Raw genomic sequence first — 15,273 nt, 5'->3', positions numbered from 1 at the left:
TTAGTCTCCTTAGTAGCTACCGTGAGTGTTGTTTTCAATTTCTTCAACCGTTACTCTGCGCCACATTTTTACATAACACCAGGTGGTGTAAGTTAAAATAAGTGGGACAAAAATACACACTGCAACAAACATTACATTGAGCGTTTTATGGCTCGATACCGCATCCCAAATTGTTAAGCTAATATTTGGATTGTTGCTTGATGGCATAATAAATGGGAACAGTGAAACACCGGCCGTCATAATCACGCCAATTAACATTAAGCTTGTTGAAATAAGTCCAAGTGCTGGTTTGTTCAATTTAGAAAAAAATAGCGCACTTAGTGCCATTGCAAACGCTAAAATAGGAAAGGTCATAGTCCATGGACGTTCACTGTAATTGCTAAGCCACGCGCCTTGGGCTGTTGTTACTACTTTAGCTAATGGATCTGCATGGCTTTGTGTATCAGGCATAGATACAATTTGGTAACCCGTTAAATTAGCAACCCAAAAACCAGCGCCTGCAAACAGTATAATAAACACAATCAGTGAATAACGACCATATTGCCCTGAGCGATCTGCTACTGCATCAGCTGTACGAAGCTGTAACCACATCCCCGCATGAGCAATTAGCATAGTGATACTCACTAAACCAGCAAGCAAACCAAACGGGTTAAGTAAACCAAAAAATGAACCTTGGTAGCTAACACGCATTAAGTTATCAATATTAAATGGTACGCCTAAAAATAAGTTACCAAAAGCAACACCAAAAACTAATGCTGGAATTGCGCTGCCTGCAAGCAAGCCCCAATCCCAGTTATTACGCCAGCGTTTTGAGTCTACTTTACTGCGGTAATCAAACCCTAGTGGTCTAAAAAATAGAGCAAAGAGTACTAGCATCATGGCAAAGTAAAAGCCCGAAAATGCAGCTGCATAAACCATAGGCCACGCTGCAAATAACGCGCCGCCTGCGGTAATAAACCATACTTGGTTACCATCCCAGTGTGGACCAATGGTATTAATTACCGTACGGCGCTCTGAATCTGTTTTACCAACTAGGCGAAGCAACATAGCAACGCCCATATCCATGCCATCGGTAATAGCAAAGCCAATAAGCAGCACACCAATGATCAACCACCAAAGCATTTTTAATGTTTCATAATCAAAAATCATGATTGCTCTCCTTCAGTTTGATCAGTTTTATTTGGCAATTCAAAATGATATTTACCAGTATGTAGCGAGCTTGGTCCTTGCTTAACAAAGCGGATCATCAACCAACCTTCAACAATGGCTAAACCAGTATAGAAAACAATAAATCCAGTTAAGCTAATTAAAATATCGTTTACTGTTAGTGACGACGTGGCTAAAAAGGTCGGCAGTATTTCAGATATAGCCCAAGGTTGACGGCCATACTCAGCAACTATCCAGCCAAATTCAATAGCTATCCAAGGTAGTGGAATGCTCAATACGGCAGCCCATAACAACCAGCGTTTTTGCTCAATAACGCGATGTGCGTTGTAGTAAAATGCCAATATAAATACACCCAGCATGGCTACACCACAGGCAACCATAATCCTAAATGACCAAAACATAGGGCCTACTTTAGGGAAAGAGTCTTTAACCGCTTTTTGAATGTGCTCTTCGGTAGCATCTACAACATCAGGTGTGTAGCGCTTAAGTAGCAAGCCATAACCTAAATCATCTTTTAGGGTATTAAATTTGGCAATATTATCTGGCGTATCTTCACCGTTTCTGAGTTTTGTAAGGTATTCATAAGCAATCATACCGTTGCGAATACGTACTTCGTGTTGTTTTTCTAGGTCGTTAATACCCGTTACTTGCTCATCAAGTGAACGTGTAGCAATTAACCCAAGTGCGTAAGGTATTTTAACCGCAGCATGTGTTACTTGCTCTTCTGAATCAGGAAAACCAAATGCGGTAAACGCAGCCGGAGCCTCTTCTGTGTGCCATTCAGCTTCAATCGTGGCAAGTTTTACTTTTTGAACTTCGCCTACTTCGTAACCTGATTCGTCACCGAGTAAAATTACACATAGAATTGATGCTAAACCAAAGCCCGATGCGACCGAAAAAGAACGTTTAGCAAACGCTAAATCACGGCCTTTTAATATGTACCAACTACTTATGCCCAGTACAAACATAGATGCAGCTACATAACCTGCCGATACGGTATGAATAAACTTAACTTGTGCTACAGGGTTAAACACAAGCTCTGCAAAGCTGGTCATTTCCATGCGCATGGTTTGATAGTTAAATTCAGCACCTACTGGGTTTTGCATCCAGCCGTTGGCTATTAAAATCCACAGCGCCGACATGTTGGTACCAATGGCCATTAAAAAGGTTGCACCTAAATGTTGGCGTTTAGAGAGTCTGTCCCAGCCTAAAAAGAACATACCTACAAAGGTCGATTCTAAAAAGAATGCCATTAAACCTTCAATAGCAAGGGGAGCACCAAAAACATCACCTACGTAATGGGAGTAATAAGACCAGTTAGTACCAAACTCAAATTCCATGGTAAGGCCTGTCGCCACACCAATTGCAAAGTTAATACCAAACAATTTTCCCCAAAACTTAGTCATATCACGATAAATTTCGCGACCGGTCATAACATAAACCGATTCCATAATAACTAAAATCCAGGTCATACCTATCGTTAACGGTACGAATAAGAAATGAAAGAGAGCGGTAACAGCAAACTGTAATCGCGATAGATCCACAAAGGTTTCATCTATCATTATTGGCTCCTTGAGAGTGACGGATTAACAGGGCAACATTTAATTGGCAAAGTTAAGGTTTAATGAACTTTCAGTAATTACTGAAAGTTTGTAATAGTATTTACTTTTGTGCAATTTTTGTCAACATACATATTAGTAAAACTTAATATATATTTCCTATGCTACATCAGTATTAAAAACAAACAACATAAAGCCTTAACTTACGTGATAAAAAACCAGTTATTTAAAGCGTTTAACCAAACAGTAAAACACGGTAAACTAACAAGCATGAACGCCTGGTTTACTTGTGAAATAAAATCAAATGAATAAAGATAAAAAACAACTACGTATTGGTATTGTGGCAGGTGAACTGTCGGGCGATATTTTAGGTGAAGGTTTAATTAAAGCCCTTAAAAAACATTTTCCGGACGCTATTTTTGAAGGAATAGCAGGACCTAAAATGCAAGCGCAGGGCTGTAAAACACTTTACGACATGGATGAGCTTTCGGTAATGGGGCTTGTTGAGGTGCTAGGGCGTTTGCCGCGTTTGCTTAAAATACGTAAACAACTCGTGCAGCATTTTGTAGATAACCCACCTGATGTATTTATTGGTATTGATGCACCCGATTTTAACTTACGCGTTGAAAAGCCACTTAAAGATGCGGGCATTAAAACAGTACAGTATGTAAGTCCGTCTGTTTGGGCGTGGCGCGAAAAGCGAATTCATACAATAAGTGCAGCGACTAATTTAGTGTTGGCGTTATTACCATTTGAAAAAGAATTTTACGATAAACACCAAGTGCCATGTACATTTGTAGGTCATACCTTGGCAGACGATATAGCGCTTGAGCACGATGATACTAAAGCACGTGCAGAACTCGGCTTAAGCCTTGATGACAAAGTACTGGCGTTACTTCCTGGTAGCCGAGGCTCAGAAGTTGGTTTACTAAGTGAAACTTACATTAAAACAGCCGCAGAGCTGCAAGCTAAAAACCCCAATCTTAAAGTTGTGGTGCCACTGGTTAACGAAAAACGCAAAGCGCAGTTTACTGATATATTAAACGCTACCGCGCCAAACCTTAATGTTAACCTGCTTGATGGACAATCAAAATTAGCGATGCAAGCTGCTGATGCTATTTTATTAGCGTCGGGCACTGCAACACTCGAAGGCATGCTTTATAAAAAGCCAATGGTAGTGGGCTATAAAATAAAGCCTTTGAGCTATTGGATATTTAAAACTTTATTTACGTTTAATATTAAGTATTTTTCGTTGCCTAACTTATTAGCAGACGAAGAGCTAGTGCCTGAGTTTTTACAAAGTGAGTGTAATGTGGCTAATTTAACAAATGCGCTTACTCCTATGCTCAACACTGATAACAAAGAGCTAAAAGCACGCTTTTTAGCTATTCACGAAAAAATTAGATTAAATGCCAGCGAACAAGCAGCGAACGCTGTGGCGGAGTTAATAAATGCAAATTGATAGACCTAATGTATCCTTAATTGCCGGTGTAGATGAAGTAGGGCGCGGCCCACTTGTTGGTGATGTAGTTACTGCTGCAGTCATTTTAGATCCGACTAAACCAATAGCTGGCTTAGCGGATTCTAAAAAATTAACAGATAAAAAACGCCAAGCGCTTGCGATTGAAATAAAAGAAAAAGCATTGTGTTATGCGTATGGGCGCTGCAATCCAACAGAAATTGATGAGTTAAATATTCTGCACGCGACTATGCTTGCCATGACCCGTGCAGTAGAGGCATTAAGTACGCAACCTGAATTTGTATTTATAGATGGTAATCGTTTGCCAAAACTCACTATGCCAGCGCAAGCTATTGTAAAAGGCGATAGCTTAGTGGCCGAAATTTCAGCGGCGTCTATTTTAGCTAAAGTAGCGCGCGATGACGAAATGATTGAGCTTGATAAACGCCACCCTGAATATGGTTTTGCAGGGCACAAAGGGTATCCAACAAAAGCACATTTTGCAGCGCTTGAGCAGTACGGCGCGATTGATGAGCATCGTAAAAGCTTTAAACCTGTGCAGCGTGTATTGGCGCAAGCCAATGGTGAGGGTTAAGCATGGCTGCTCCTGATTTTGTTCATTTAAGAGTTCATTCAGATTTTTCGATGGTTGACGGCCTTGCTAAAACAAAGCCAATAGTTGCTAAAGCGCAAGAGCTGCAAATGCCCGCTATTGCGATTACCGATCAAATGAACTTTTGTGGCTTAGTGCGTTTTTACGGCGCAACACATAACGCCGGTATTAAGCCTATTGTGGGTGCTGACTTTTGGGTTCGTAGCCCAGAATTTCCTGATGAGCCAAGCCGTCTAACCATATTAGCCAAAGACAACGACGGCTATAAAAATATTACCTTATTAATATCTAAAGCGTATCAACGTGGGCATGTGTTTCATCGCCCAGTGATTGACCGAGAATGGCTGGTGGAGCATAAAACGGGCTTAATTATTCTCTCGGGCGCTAAAGATGGTGACTTAGGTAAAGCGTTACTAAAAAATAATCCAAGTGTTATTGAATCGGTAGTTAGCTTTTATAAGCAGCATTTTAGCGACAACTACTACCTTGAGCTTGTTCGCACTAACCGACCGCTTGAAGAAGACTACTTACACATGGCGGTAGAGCTTGCTACCAAAGAGCAGTTACCTGTTGTAGCGACCAACGAAGTAGTGTTTTTAAAGCCTGAAAACTTTGAAGCGCACGAAATTCGCGTTGCTATTTTTGACGGCTACACGCTTGACGATAAACGCCGCCCTAAACGATTCTCTGAAGAACAATACCTAAAAACATCAGAGCAAATGGCTGAGCTGTTTAGCGATATACCAGAGGCGCTACAAAACACCGTAGAAATAGCTAAACGTTGTAATGTAACGGTTCAGCTAGGGACTTACTTTTTACCTGATTATCCAACTGGCTCACTTAAGATTGATGAGTTTTTAGTTAAAGTATCAGAAGACGGTCTTGAAGAGCGATTACAGTTTTTATTCCCCGACGAAGAAGAGCGAAAAGTAAAACGCGTTGAATACGATGAGCGACTTGATATAGAGCTTGGCGTAATTAACCAAATGGGATTCCCAGGTTACTTCTTAATCGTAATGGAGTTTATTCAGTGGAGTAAAGATAACAATATTCCGGTTGGGCCTGGTCGAGGCTCAGGTGCAGGTTCGTTAGTTGCATACGCACTTAAAATTACCGATTTGGATCCACTTGAATTCGACTTGCTTTTTGAGCGATTTTTGAATCCAGAACGTGTATCAATGCCCGATTTCGACGTCGATTTCTGTATGGATAGACGAGACGAAGTAATTGATCACGTGTCGGCTTTGTATGGGCGTAATGCGGTATCGCAAATTATTACCTTTGGCACCATGGCTGCAAAAGCGGTAATACGCGATGTAGGGCGAGTGCTTGGGCACCCTTACGGGTTTGTTGATCGTATCTCAAAAATGATTCCAGGCGATCCTGGGATGACACTTGCTAAAGCGTTTGATATAGAACCACGCTTGCAAGAAGCCTACGATGGCGACAACGAAGTAAAAGACTTAATCGACATGTGTCGCATTTTAGAGGGGTGTACACGTAACGCCGGTAAACATGCGGGTGGCGTAGTAATATCGCCAACCACTATTACCGACTTTGCCGCGCTTTATTGCGATGACGAAGGTAAGTTTCCGGTCACGCAATTTGATAAAAACGACGTAGAAACTGCAGGCTTAGTTAAGTTCGATTTCTTGGGTTTACGTACACTGACTATATTGCAGTGGGCGGTCGATATGACCAATGTGCGCATGGAGCGCCAAGGTAAAGATCTCGTTGATATAAATACCATCCCACTGGATGATAAAAAAAGTATTGAATTGCTACTTCGCGCTGAAACGACTGCTGTATTCCAGCTAGAGTCGCGCGGTATGAAAGACTTAGTACGCCGACTTAAGCCCGACTGCTTTGAAGATATGATTGCACTCGTGGCCTTGTTCCGACCAGGTCCGCTGCAATCAGGCATGGTAGATAACTTTATCGACCGAAAACTGGGCCGCGAAGAAATCTCATACCCAGATGCGCAGTATCAGCACGAAAGCTTAAAACCAATACTTGATCCAACGTACGGCATTATCTTGTATCAAGAACAAGTAATGCAAATTGCGCAAGTACTAGCAGGTTACACGCTAGGTGGCGCCGACATGCTGCGTCGTGCAATGGGTAAGAAAAAACCCGAAGAAATGGCAAAGCAGCGTTCAACGTTTGAAGATGGCGCAAGAAATAACGGCATTGACGGCGAACTCGCAATAAAAATCTTCGACTTGGTAGAAAAGTTCGCAGGTTACGGTTTTAATAAATCTCACTCGGCGGCGTATGCACTTGTTTCGTATCAAACGCTGTGGATGAAAACGCATCATCCTGCAGAGTTTATGGCTGCGGTAATGTCGGCTGATATGGATAACACCGACAAAATCGTTATTTTGGTGGATGAATGTGAAAACATGAAGCTCACCTTATTGCCGCCAGATGTGAATGCAGGTGAGTTTAAGTTTACAGTAAACTTGCAAGGCGAGATTGTTTACGGCATTGGCGCGATAAAAGGTGTAGGTGAAGCACCGGTTGATGCAATATTAGAAGCGCGTGCAAAAGGGGGCCCATTTAAAGATTTATTTGATTTTTGTGCCCGAGTTGATTTAAAACGCTTAAATAAACGCGTGACCGAAAAATTAATTTATTCAGGTGCACTCGATAATTTAGGGCCAGAAAAAACCCAAGCTGGCCGTGCTACATTACTAGCAAGTTTAAAAAGTGCAATGCGTGCGGCCGACCAACACAACAAAGCTGAGCTATTAGGGCAAAGTGATTTATTTGGTTTATTAGCCACTGAGCCTGATGAGGTTGAACAAGCCTTTATTAAAGCCACAGGCCTAACTGATAACGAATGGTTAGATGGTGAAAAAGAAACCCTAGGCCTTTATTTAACTGGGCATCCGATAAATCAGTACCGCCGTGAGCTTAGGCATTATACCAGCGGGAAAATAGTTGATTTACAGCCAACGAACCGCGATGTATTTGCAACAGCCGCAGGTTTGGTGATTGCTTCTAGGGTATTAATTAACAAAAAAGGAAATCGTTGGGCCTTAGTAACTTTAGATGACAAGAGTGCACGGATTGATGTACGCTTGTATTCAGACGAGTTTGAAAAGTACCAAGATATGCTCCAAGTTAACAATATCTTGGTAATATCTGGACAGGTCAGCTTTGATAACTTCTCCGGTGGTATTACAATGACCGCCAGAGAAATAAACACCATTGCTCAAGCGCGTGAAAAGCGTATTAAAGCGATTAAAATGACGCTGAACATGGTGCAAGTCGAGGCAGGTTTCTTCGATAAATTACAAAAAGTACTCGAACCCTATAAAATGGGAACGTGTCCGATCAAGGTTTATTACCAACGTCCAGATGCGTTGGCACAATTAACTCTTGGGATCGAATGGTGTGTTACGCCAAGTGACGATTTAATTCATAAGTTATCACTAATGGCTGCGCAAGATGTAGAACTAGAATTTAACTGATTAGGTAGTTTAGAGCATGAGCCTCAATTATCTTGATTTTGAGCTTCCAATTGCAGAATTAGAAGCAAAAATTGAAGAATTACAAAATATAAGCCGCGCTGGCGAATTAGACCTTGAGTTAGAAGAGGAAGTCAGCAAATTAAAAGAAAAAAGTGCCAAACAAAAACAGGAGATTTTTTCTAATTTAGGCGCTTGGCAAGTATCACAGTTAGCACGTCATCCGTTGCGTCCTTACACTCGAGATTATATCGAGCGCATTTTCACGGAATTTGACGAGTTTGCTGGCGATCGTACTTTTGCTAACGATCCGGCTATTTTAGGAGGCGTTGCGCGTTTAGATGGCGAACCAGTAATGGTTATTGGCCAACAAAAAGGCCGTGACACTGCTGAAAAAATTAAACGCAACTTTGGTATGCCAAAGCCAGAAGGTTACCGTAAAGCATTACGCTTAATGGAAATGGCTGAGCGTTTTAAAATGCCAATCATGACCTTTATCGACACGCCGGGTGCATATCCAGGTGTTGGCGCTGAAGAACGTGGTCAATCTGAAGCAATCGCGCGTAACTTAAAAGTAATGGCGACACTTAAAGTGCCGACAATATGTACGGTTATTGGCGAAGGCGGTTCAGGTGGTGCATTAGCGATTGGTGTGGGCGACAGAGTTAACATGTTGCAGTACAGCACTTACTCTGTAATTTCGCCTGAAGGTTGTGCGTCTATTCTTTGGAAAAGCGCCGACAAAGCCCCACTTGCAGCAGAAGCAATGGGTGTAACCGCAGAGCGAGTTAAAGAACTAGATTTAATCAGTAACTTAATTGATGAACCTCTAGGTGGCGCGCACCGCAATTACGATGCTATGGCACGTAACTTAAAAGTTCGCCTTAAACGTGACTTAGCAGACCTACAAGCACTTACACTTGAAGAAATGCTTGATCAACGTTATAAACGTTTAATGTCGTTTGGTTATTGCTAAACACATTAAATGTTAAAAAAAGCCGCTTATGCGGCTTTTTTGCTTTAAAATGTTCAGAGTTTTTATATAAAAGTGCGCCCATATGCATACATCAGCAATTTATCAGCAATTAAAAAAATCATTAAATAGCTATATTGAGCAAGGTAACACCGCTTTTACAGTGGCGCTTTCTGGTGGCGTTGATTCTGTGGTGTTGTTGCATTTAATGCGCACTTTAAAAGTAGATAACCCTGCAATTAATGTATCGGCTATTTATGTCCACCATGGCTTGAGCCAGTATGCTGATGACTGGCAACACTTTTGCAAAAACGTATGCATTGAGCTTAATGTGCCTTTTGAAGCTGCGAAAGTTGTTATTGAGCCGCAGTCGCGCACAAGTCTTGAAGCCCAAGCACGCGACGCCCGTTATAAAGCACTTGATGAACTAAGCCCACAAGGCAGCATTATTTTACTGGGCCAACACTTAAACGACCAAGTAGAAACGTTTTTATTGCGCTTAAAGCGTGGCTCAGGTTTAAAAGGGCTAGGTTCTATGTATAAAGAGCGCTTGCTGCAAAGTGGGCGTATATGTTTTAGACCATTACTAAATGTAGCTCGCAGCGATATAGAAGCGTTTGCAACGCAGTTTAGTGTTAGCCACATAACCGATGACTCTAATACAGATGAAAGTTTTGATCGTAACTTTTTACGCTCAAAAATAGTACCTGTGTTAGCTGAGCGCTTTAATGGGTTTGAACAATGCACTGCACGAAGTATTGAGCTACTACAGCAGCAACAAACATTACTTGATGAATATACTCAGCTTGATTTAAATAAGTGTATTAACGAGCATCAAGCACTTTGCATTGGCCAGATAAGCGAATACAGCGCAGCGCGCATTGCAAATATAGTACGTGCGTGGCTTGCACTATTTACACAAGTGATGCCATCGCAAAAGCAGCTCGAGCAAATTATTAATCAAGCAATGTGCGCAAAAAACGATGCACAAATGCGTATTGATTTGCTCGATGGGCAAATACGTCGTCATCAAGGTTATTTGTATTTTTTAACACCAAGTGAAGTATTAACAGATATTGAGCTGAATCATTCACAGCTAAAACTGGCAGACGGGCGCTTATTAATTAAAAGCACCGGTTGCGGAGTAAGACCTCCACACGCTAATGAGCAAGTAGTAGTACGCTTTGATTGCAATAGCGCACGCATAAAACCACTTAAAAAGCCTGGTAGTAATACAGTTAAGCATTGGTTTAAAGATGCAAAAATAGCGCCCTGGCTTCGCGCCAGTGTGCCGCTTATTTTTTATAATGATGAATTAGTTCAAGTGGTTGGTTATTTTATAAGTGCTAAACATATTGATGAAAATGGTATTTTTTGGGAGTGTAAATAAATGAGTAAACAGCCGCATGTTGGTTTGTCGTTAGTTACTAAAGCGCCAGTGGGTATGCTAATAACGGCCGTTATAGCTATTATTGCTAATATTTTACTTGAGTTAAATATTGTAACGTTAGGTTATGCAGTTGCGGGTGGAATTGTATCTGCAGTGCTTTTATTAGCTTATTGGTTAGGTAAAGGTGGATTGTTTTTTATTTTAGGCGTGAGCCTGCCACTGCTTTTAGTATTATTTACACCGCTTGCTACTATTACCGCATTACTTAATTTAATTAGCGGATTCTTTTTTGGTTTTTGTGCTGCTTTGTTTATTTATAAATTGGTAAGTGCAAAGCCTAGCGGGGGAAGCTAGGCTTTTTATTTAATACAGTTAAGTAAAAACTAATATGCTTTTGCGCAGTTTCTACCAGATGCCTTTGCTTTGTATAAGCCTTTATCGGCGCGAGCAAATATTTCAGTTTCGCTGTCTTGGCTGTTAGCTAAAGTAAAACCAATACTGGTTGTTACTTTATACTTAGACATTAGAGGCGATTTTCTTACTAAGCACATTATCCGCTCAGCAATCACTTTATTCGTTGTAAACTCAGGGTCTTCAATAAGTAAAGCAAACTCATCACCACCAAATCTAAATACCGAATCGGTGCCGCGTATGCTGCCACACAGTACTTTTGAAAACTCTTTAAGTGTATCGTCACCAATTTTATGGCCAAAGTTGTCGTTAACTTGTTTAAAATTATCTAAATCAAGCAGCATTAAACTAAATGGACGCTGGTAACGACGGCAGTTTTCAAGTTTTTGCAGTAAAAAGTCATTAAACTGACTACGGTTATTTAAGCCTGTTAATGCATCTTTTGTGGCAAGCTTTAGTACTCGGCTATACATCATTGCATTACGAAGTGGATAAACCAGCGCAGTATGTAAAGTATGTAGCTTTTTCTCAATGGCTTGACCAAGCGGGAATTTACTAAAATAAATTAGCTGCCCTAAGTGTTCTTTACCAATCGTCAAATCAAAAATATAGGGTGTACTATTTGTATCACTCTGTGATGTTTGTGTAGTTCCTAGTGTTGACTGAAACTGTAAACCAGAGAAATTTAACAATTGTTTTGTAAATTTTGCGTATATAGCTAAAACATCCTCAATCACTAAGCTAGTTTGTAGCTCTGTAACGAGTTTATGTGTTTCTGTTATTTCATTTGTTGGCGAATGTTCAGCCGAAAACGGCAAAAAATCACCGCGACCAGACACACGCTGCGTCAAAATATGGACGTTTTCCATTAAATTCTCCCCCGAGGGTGTTACTTTGCAATTACTAAGCGATTTTTGTGCCATATTTTAAAACTGGCTGAAAAACAGAAGGTTGCTATATTTAAAGTAAGTCCCTTGGTTTAATTGACGCGTGAGGCCGAATTTGCAGAGTATTAACGTTCAAATTTTTGGCTTGCTAGTGGCAGCAGTTCTTTTTGTGTGGTTTTTTAAACGCATTGGCTTGCCGCCTATTTTGGCGTACCTAGCAACGGGGGTTTTAGCCGGTAGTCATGGTATTGGTTGGTTAGCGCAATCTCATGAAATAGAGTTTGTAGCAGAGCTTGGAATTGTGTTTTTGTTATTTAGTTTGGGGTTAGAATTTTCTATTTCGCGGCTAATGGCAATGCGAAGCCTAGTATTTGGGCTGGGCTCGTTACAAGTAGGTATAACCAGCTTACTCTTCATTATTATTTTATATTGTTTAGACTTTTCCCTACTCACCAGTTTTACCATTGGTACAATTATGGCGCTTTCTTCTACGGCTGTAGTGGTTAAGCTATTAAAAGAAACGGGTGAGCTTAATCAGCGCCGTGGGCAATTAGCCGTTGGTGTACTGCTTTTTCAAGATATTGCTGTTGTTCCCCTATTAATAATACTTCCTTTATTTGCATCAAGCGACTCTCAAAGTATTGGCTGGGCTTTAGCGTTTGCCCTAAGTAAGGGCGCATTTGTATGCGTGCTTCTTTGGGCAATTGGTAAATGGGTATTGCCTATTGTGTTTAAAGAAATAGCGCAAGTACGAACCGATGAGTTGTTTGTGCTTACCACTATATTAGTAGCCTTATTTGCGGGCTTTTTAACGTATATGTTTGGCTTATCTATGGCATTGGGCGCTTTTTTAGCGGGAATGATGTTAGGTGAGAGCCATTACAGGCACCAGCTAGAGGCCGATATACGTCCATTTCGCGATATATTAATGGGGCTGTTTTTTGTAACTGTGGGTATGCAGTTAGATATTTTATTTGTACTGGCGCATATAGTAATAATTATTGGCGCATTGCTTGGGTTACTCGTATTAAAAATTACAGTAGTAGCACTTAGTGCGCGGCTAATGCATGAGCGAAACCAAGACTCGCTCGCCTGTGGCATTATGCTGTGGCAAATGGGGGAGTTTGGTTTTGTACTTATCGCACTTGCTGGCCAGCATCAGCTACTAAACTCAGAGCAAGCTTCATTTTTAATTGCCCTTGGTGTGTTATCAATGGCATTTACACCATTTTTGATTGATAAAACGCCATTTATTTTAAAGCGTTTGGGTATACTCGACCGCCCTAGTTTAGCGCTGGAGAGTGAGCCACAAAGTAGTACACTTTATAGCGACCATGTTGTTATTTGTGGTTTTTCGCGAGTTGGGCAAACTATAGCGCGTTTTTTAAAGCCCGAAGCAATAGACTACGTTGCCATCGAAAGTAACCCAATTTTAGTACAAGAAGGCAAAGCGGCGGGTGAGCCTGTTATATTTGGCTATGTTAAACAAAAAGATATTTTAAAATGCGCAGGAGTAGAGCGAGCTCGCTTGGTTATTATTACTTTTACAGAGCTTGATCACGCACAAGTTGTTATTGATGCCATAAAACAAATAGCGCCCAACGTTAAAATACTTATTCGTACTCGTGACGATAGCCAGTTAGATTATTTAAAAGGGCTAGGCGTAACCGAAGTAGTGCCAGAGTCGTTAGAGGCGAGCTTAATGCTCGTGTCGCATGTGTTGTCTATGTCGGGCGTACCGATGACGCGTATTGTGCGTAGAGTAAGTAAAGAACGTCGTAATCGTTATCCATTAATGCAAAGCTTTTACGCAGGGTATTTTAAAGATAGCGAAGATGCCTCAAGTGAACGATTAGAATACTTACATGTTGTAGCGCTACCTCAGCAAGCTTATGCCGTGGGTAAAACAATTGAATATCTTAATTTAGAAAAGCGGCGAGTGCTCGTAAAAGCACTGCGCAGAGAAGGAGCCGAAATAGATACGCCATCAGCGCAAACAACATTATTGGCTAATGATGTTTTAGTATTACAAGGTAAACCAAGGCGTGTTGAGCGGGTAGAGCACTATCTGCTCGACGGAATCGAATAGTGACTTAGATTAATCTAACTCTGAAAGATTAATCTAACTCTAAGAATTCACGCATCTTAGGCAGCTGCGCCATACCGTCTTCATAGCCAATTTGCATTAAATGCTGGGTGTAGCGTTTTTCAAACAATAGGTAACTGGTTAAGCTCGATTGCGAATGCTTTTTTACACCTATGGTACGTAGCAATACTTTAATGGCCCATGGCATATCGTCGTAATACTGCGCTGCAATTGCGTTAAAGTTTTGCGAAGGGTTAATGACAAAGGTATCTATTTGTTTAAGTTCTTGATGTTTGTCGCGAGCGGGTAATAGCCCTAATGTTCGGTTAACACGAGCCAAACGCTCTAAATCCGATTGCATAGTGTCGGTAAATACACTGTCGAGTAAATGCCCTGCAACAGCGGATAGACCCGGATAATGTGGCGAGTAACCCGGTGGGTGTAATTCTTTGGGTTGGTCGACCCCAATAATAAATATTTTTTCAGCGCCTAAATGAATCGACGGACTCAGCGGAGAAAGTTGATGTATAGAGCCATCCCCAAAGTAATGGTTATAAATATTTACACTGGGAAACACCATAGGGATGGCACTCGATGCCATTAAGTGCTCAACATTAATACGAGTTGCACGGCCTTCGCGTTTAGCACGCTGCCAAGATGTTTGCGTATTAGATTGAAAAAATGCAACAGAGTCGCCCGTTGTATAACTTGAGGCCGTAATAGACAGCGCATCTAAATAATTACGATGTAAATTGCGCTCAATGCGGTGTAAATCTAAAATTTCGTTTAATAAACCACGCAGAGGGCGGTTGTTTAGCAAGCTCGCTGGTGGATGGTTAATATGTTCTGACTGAAAGCTCGTTAAAATATTACGCGCAATATGACCAAATACGCTTAAAAAATCACTTTTATAGACCATAGAGGTTGAAAAGTTTTTCCAAACTGATTCAAGCTTTCGTACAGCCAAATGCGCACAGGAGGCGTAACATGCTAACGCAGCTGAGTTAATAGCCCCAGCAGAGGTGCCATTTATTACTCTAAATGGCAATGGAGCGGTACGAGGCATACTATGAGCTAGCGCTTTAAGAACACCCACTTGATAAGCAGCACGTGCGCCACCACCTGTGAGTAATAAGGCAATTTTAGGTTTTTGTGGATCAACTTGCTTGATTTTCATATTGGTGGTTAAACTGTTCTACGTCTTTACTTTATTTATTAACTGTAAGTCTTTAAGCTAGAAGAATCAAAGGATAAC

At 41.1% G+C, this 15,273-nt stretch carries 11 protein-coding genes; 7 read left to right on the top strand and 4 right to left on the bottom strand.

Going from position 1 to position 15,273, the window contains the following annotated elements:
• Positions 1-9: 9 nt before the first annotated feature.
• Positions 10-1,149 carry a cytochrome d ubiquinol oxidase subunit II gene (gene cydB, locus I6E70_RS06125; RefSeq protein ID WP_007581007.1) on the bottom strand — a complete coding sequence of 380 codons (1,140 nt, stop codon included), beginning with the start codon at positions 1,147-1,149 and terminating at the stop codon, positions 10-12.
• Positions 1,146-2,729: a cytochrome ubiquinol oxidase subunit I gene (locus I6E70_RS06120; RefSeq protein WP_007581009.1), complete on the bottom strand. Its 1,584-nt coding sequence runs from the start codon at positions 2,727-2,729 to the stop codon at positions 1,146-1,148. The genes cydB and I6E70_RS06120 overlap by 4 nt, the downstream gene beginning before the upstream one ends.
• A 301-nt stretch (positions 2,730-3,030) precedes the next feature.
• Between I6E70_RS06120 and lpxB the strand changes: the two genes are divergently transcribed.
• The 6 genes from lpxB (at position 3,031) to I6E70_RS06090 (ending at position 10,988) form a co-directional block, all read left to right on the top strand.
• The gene (gene lpxB / locus I6E70_RS06115; RefSeq protein WP_024608696.1) at positions 3,031-4,188 is read left to right on the top strand and encodes a lipid-A-disaccharide synthase; all 1,158 of its coding nucleotides are present in this window, start codon (positions 3,031-3,033) and stop codon (positions 4,186-4,188) included.
• Positions 4,178-4,780: a ribonuclease HII gene (rnhB, locus tag I6E70_RS06110; RefSeq protein ID WP_010553737.1), complete on the top strand. Its 603-nt coding sequence runs from the start codon at positions 4,178-4,180 to the stop codon at positions 4,778-4,780. The genes lpxB and rnhB overlap by 11 nt, the downstream gene beginning before the upstream one ends.
• Before the next feature lie 2 nt (positions 4,781-4,782).
• Entirely contained in the window at positions 4,783-8,274 is a 3,492-nt protein-coding gene (dnaE, locus tag I6E70_RS06105; protein WP_024590731.1) for a DNA polymerase III subunit alpha, read from the top strand.
• Positions 8,275-8,290: 16 nt separating this feature from the next.
• Positions 8,291-9,247 (top strand): acetyl-CoA carboxylase carboxyl transferase subunit alpha, encoded by a 957-nt coding sequence (gene accA, locus I6E70_RS06100; RefSeq protein ID WP_007581016.1) that lies wholly within the window; start codon positions 8,291-8,293, stop codon positions 9,245-9,247.
• Positions 9,248-9,329: 82 nt separating this feature from the next.
• Positions 9,330-10,634, top strand: coding sequence for a tRNA lysidine(34) synthetase TilS (gene tilS, locus I6E70_RS06095; RefSeq protein ID WP_165725417.1), 1,305 nt, complete (start codon positions 9,330-9,332; stop codon positions 10,632-10,634).
• A complete protein-coding gene (locus I6E70_RS06090) occupies positions 10,635-10,988 on the top strand; it encodes a hypothetical protein (protein ID WP_010553734.1) in 354 nt (117 codons plus the stop codon). It begins immediately after the preceding gene.
• A 29-nt stretch (positions 10,989-11,017) separates the two neighbouring features.
• Here I6E70_RS06090 and I6E70_RS06085 read toward each other — a convergent pair whose 3' ends face one another.
• Complete coding sequence (locus tag I6E70_RS06085; RefSeq protein WP_165725418.1) at positions 11,018-11,914, bottom strand: GGDEF domain-containing protein; 897 nt, start codon at positions 11,912-11,914, stop codon at positions 11,018-11,020.
• A 133-nt stretch (positions 11,915-12,047) separates the two neighbouring features.
• On the opposite strand from I6E70_RS06085, the gene I6E70_RS06080 reads away from it, so the two are divergent.
• Complete coding sequence (locus tag I6E70_RS06080; RefSeq protein WP_169061105.1) at positions 12,048-14,021, top strand: monovalent cation:proton antiporter-2 (CPA2) family protein; 1,974 nt, start codon at positions 12,048-12,050, stop codon at positions 14,019-14,021.
• Positions 14,022-14,049: 28 nt separating this feature from the next.
• Here the strand turns inward: I6E70_RS06080 and I6E70_RS06075 are convergent, their stop codons facing one another.
• Positions 14,050-15,195, bottom strand: coding sequence for a patatin-like phospholipase family protein (locus tag I6E70_RS06075; RefSeq protein WP_007584072.1), 1,146 nt, complete (start codon positions 15,193-15,195; stop codon positions 14,050-14,052).
• Positions 15,196-15,273: the final 78 nt, after the last annotated feature.

Source organism: Pseudoalteromonas sp. NGC95 (genome assembly GCF_015864705.1).
Classification (GTDB): domain Bacteria; phylum Pseudomonadota; class Gammaproteobacteria; order Enterobacterales; family Alteromonadaceae; genus Pseudoalteromonas; species Pseudoalteromonas arctica.
Note: the sequence above shows the minus strand (reverse complement) of the source record. Positions and strands in the feature narration are given on the sequence as shown.

Bases quoted from the DNA above. Each gene is read 5' to 3' on its own strand.
- cydB (WP_007581007.1), bottom strand. From the start codon at position 1,149: ATGATTTTTGATTATGAAACATTAAAAATGCTTTGGTGGTTGATCATT.
- I6E70_RS06120 (WP_007581009.1), bottom strand. From the start codon at position 2,729: ATGATAGATGAAACCTTTGTGGATCTATCGCGATTACAGTTTGCTGTT.
- lpxB (WP_024608696.1), top strand. From the start codon at position 3,031: ATGAATAAAGATAAAAAACAACTACGTATTGGTATTGTGGCAGGTGAA.
- rnhB (WP_010553737.1), top strand. From the start codon at position 4,178: ATGCAAATTGATAGACCTAATGTATCCTTAATTGCCGGTGTAGATGAA.
- dnaE (WP_024590731.1), top strand. From the start codon at position 4,783: ATGGCTGCTCCTGATTTTGTTCATTTAAGAGTTCATTCAGATTTTTCG.
- accA (WP_007581016.1), top strand. From the start codon at position 8,291: ATGAGCCTCAATTATCTTGATTTTGAGCTTCCAATTGCAGAATTAGAA.
- tilS (WP_165725417.1), top strand. From the start codon at position 9,330: ATGCATACATCAGCAATTTATCAGCAATTAAAAAAATCATTAAATAGC.
- I6E70_RS06090 (WP_010553734.1), top strand. From the start codon at position 10,635: ATGAGTAAACAGCCGCATGTTGGTTTGTCGTTAGTTACTAAAGCGCCA.
- I6E70_RS06085 (WP_165725418.1), bottom strand. From the start codon at position 11,914: ATGGAAAACGTCCATATTTTGACGCAGCGTGTGTCTGGTCGCGGTGAT.
- I6E70_RS06075 (WP_007584072.1), bottom strand. From the start codon at position 15,195: ATGAAAATCAAGCAAGTTGATCCACAAAAACCTAAAATTGCCTTATTA.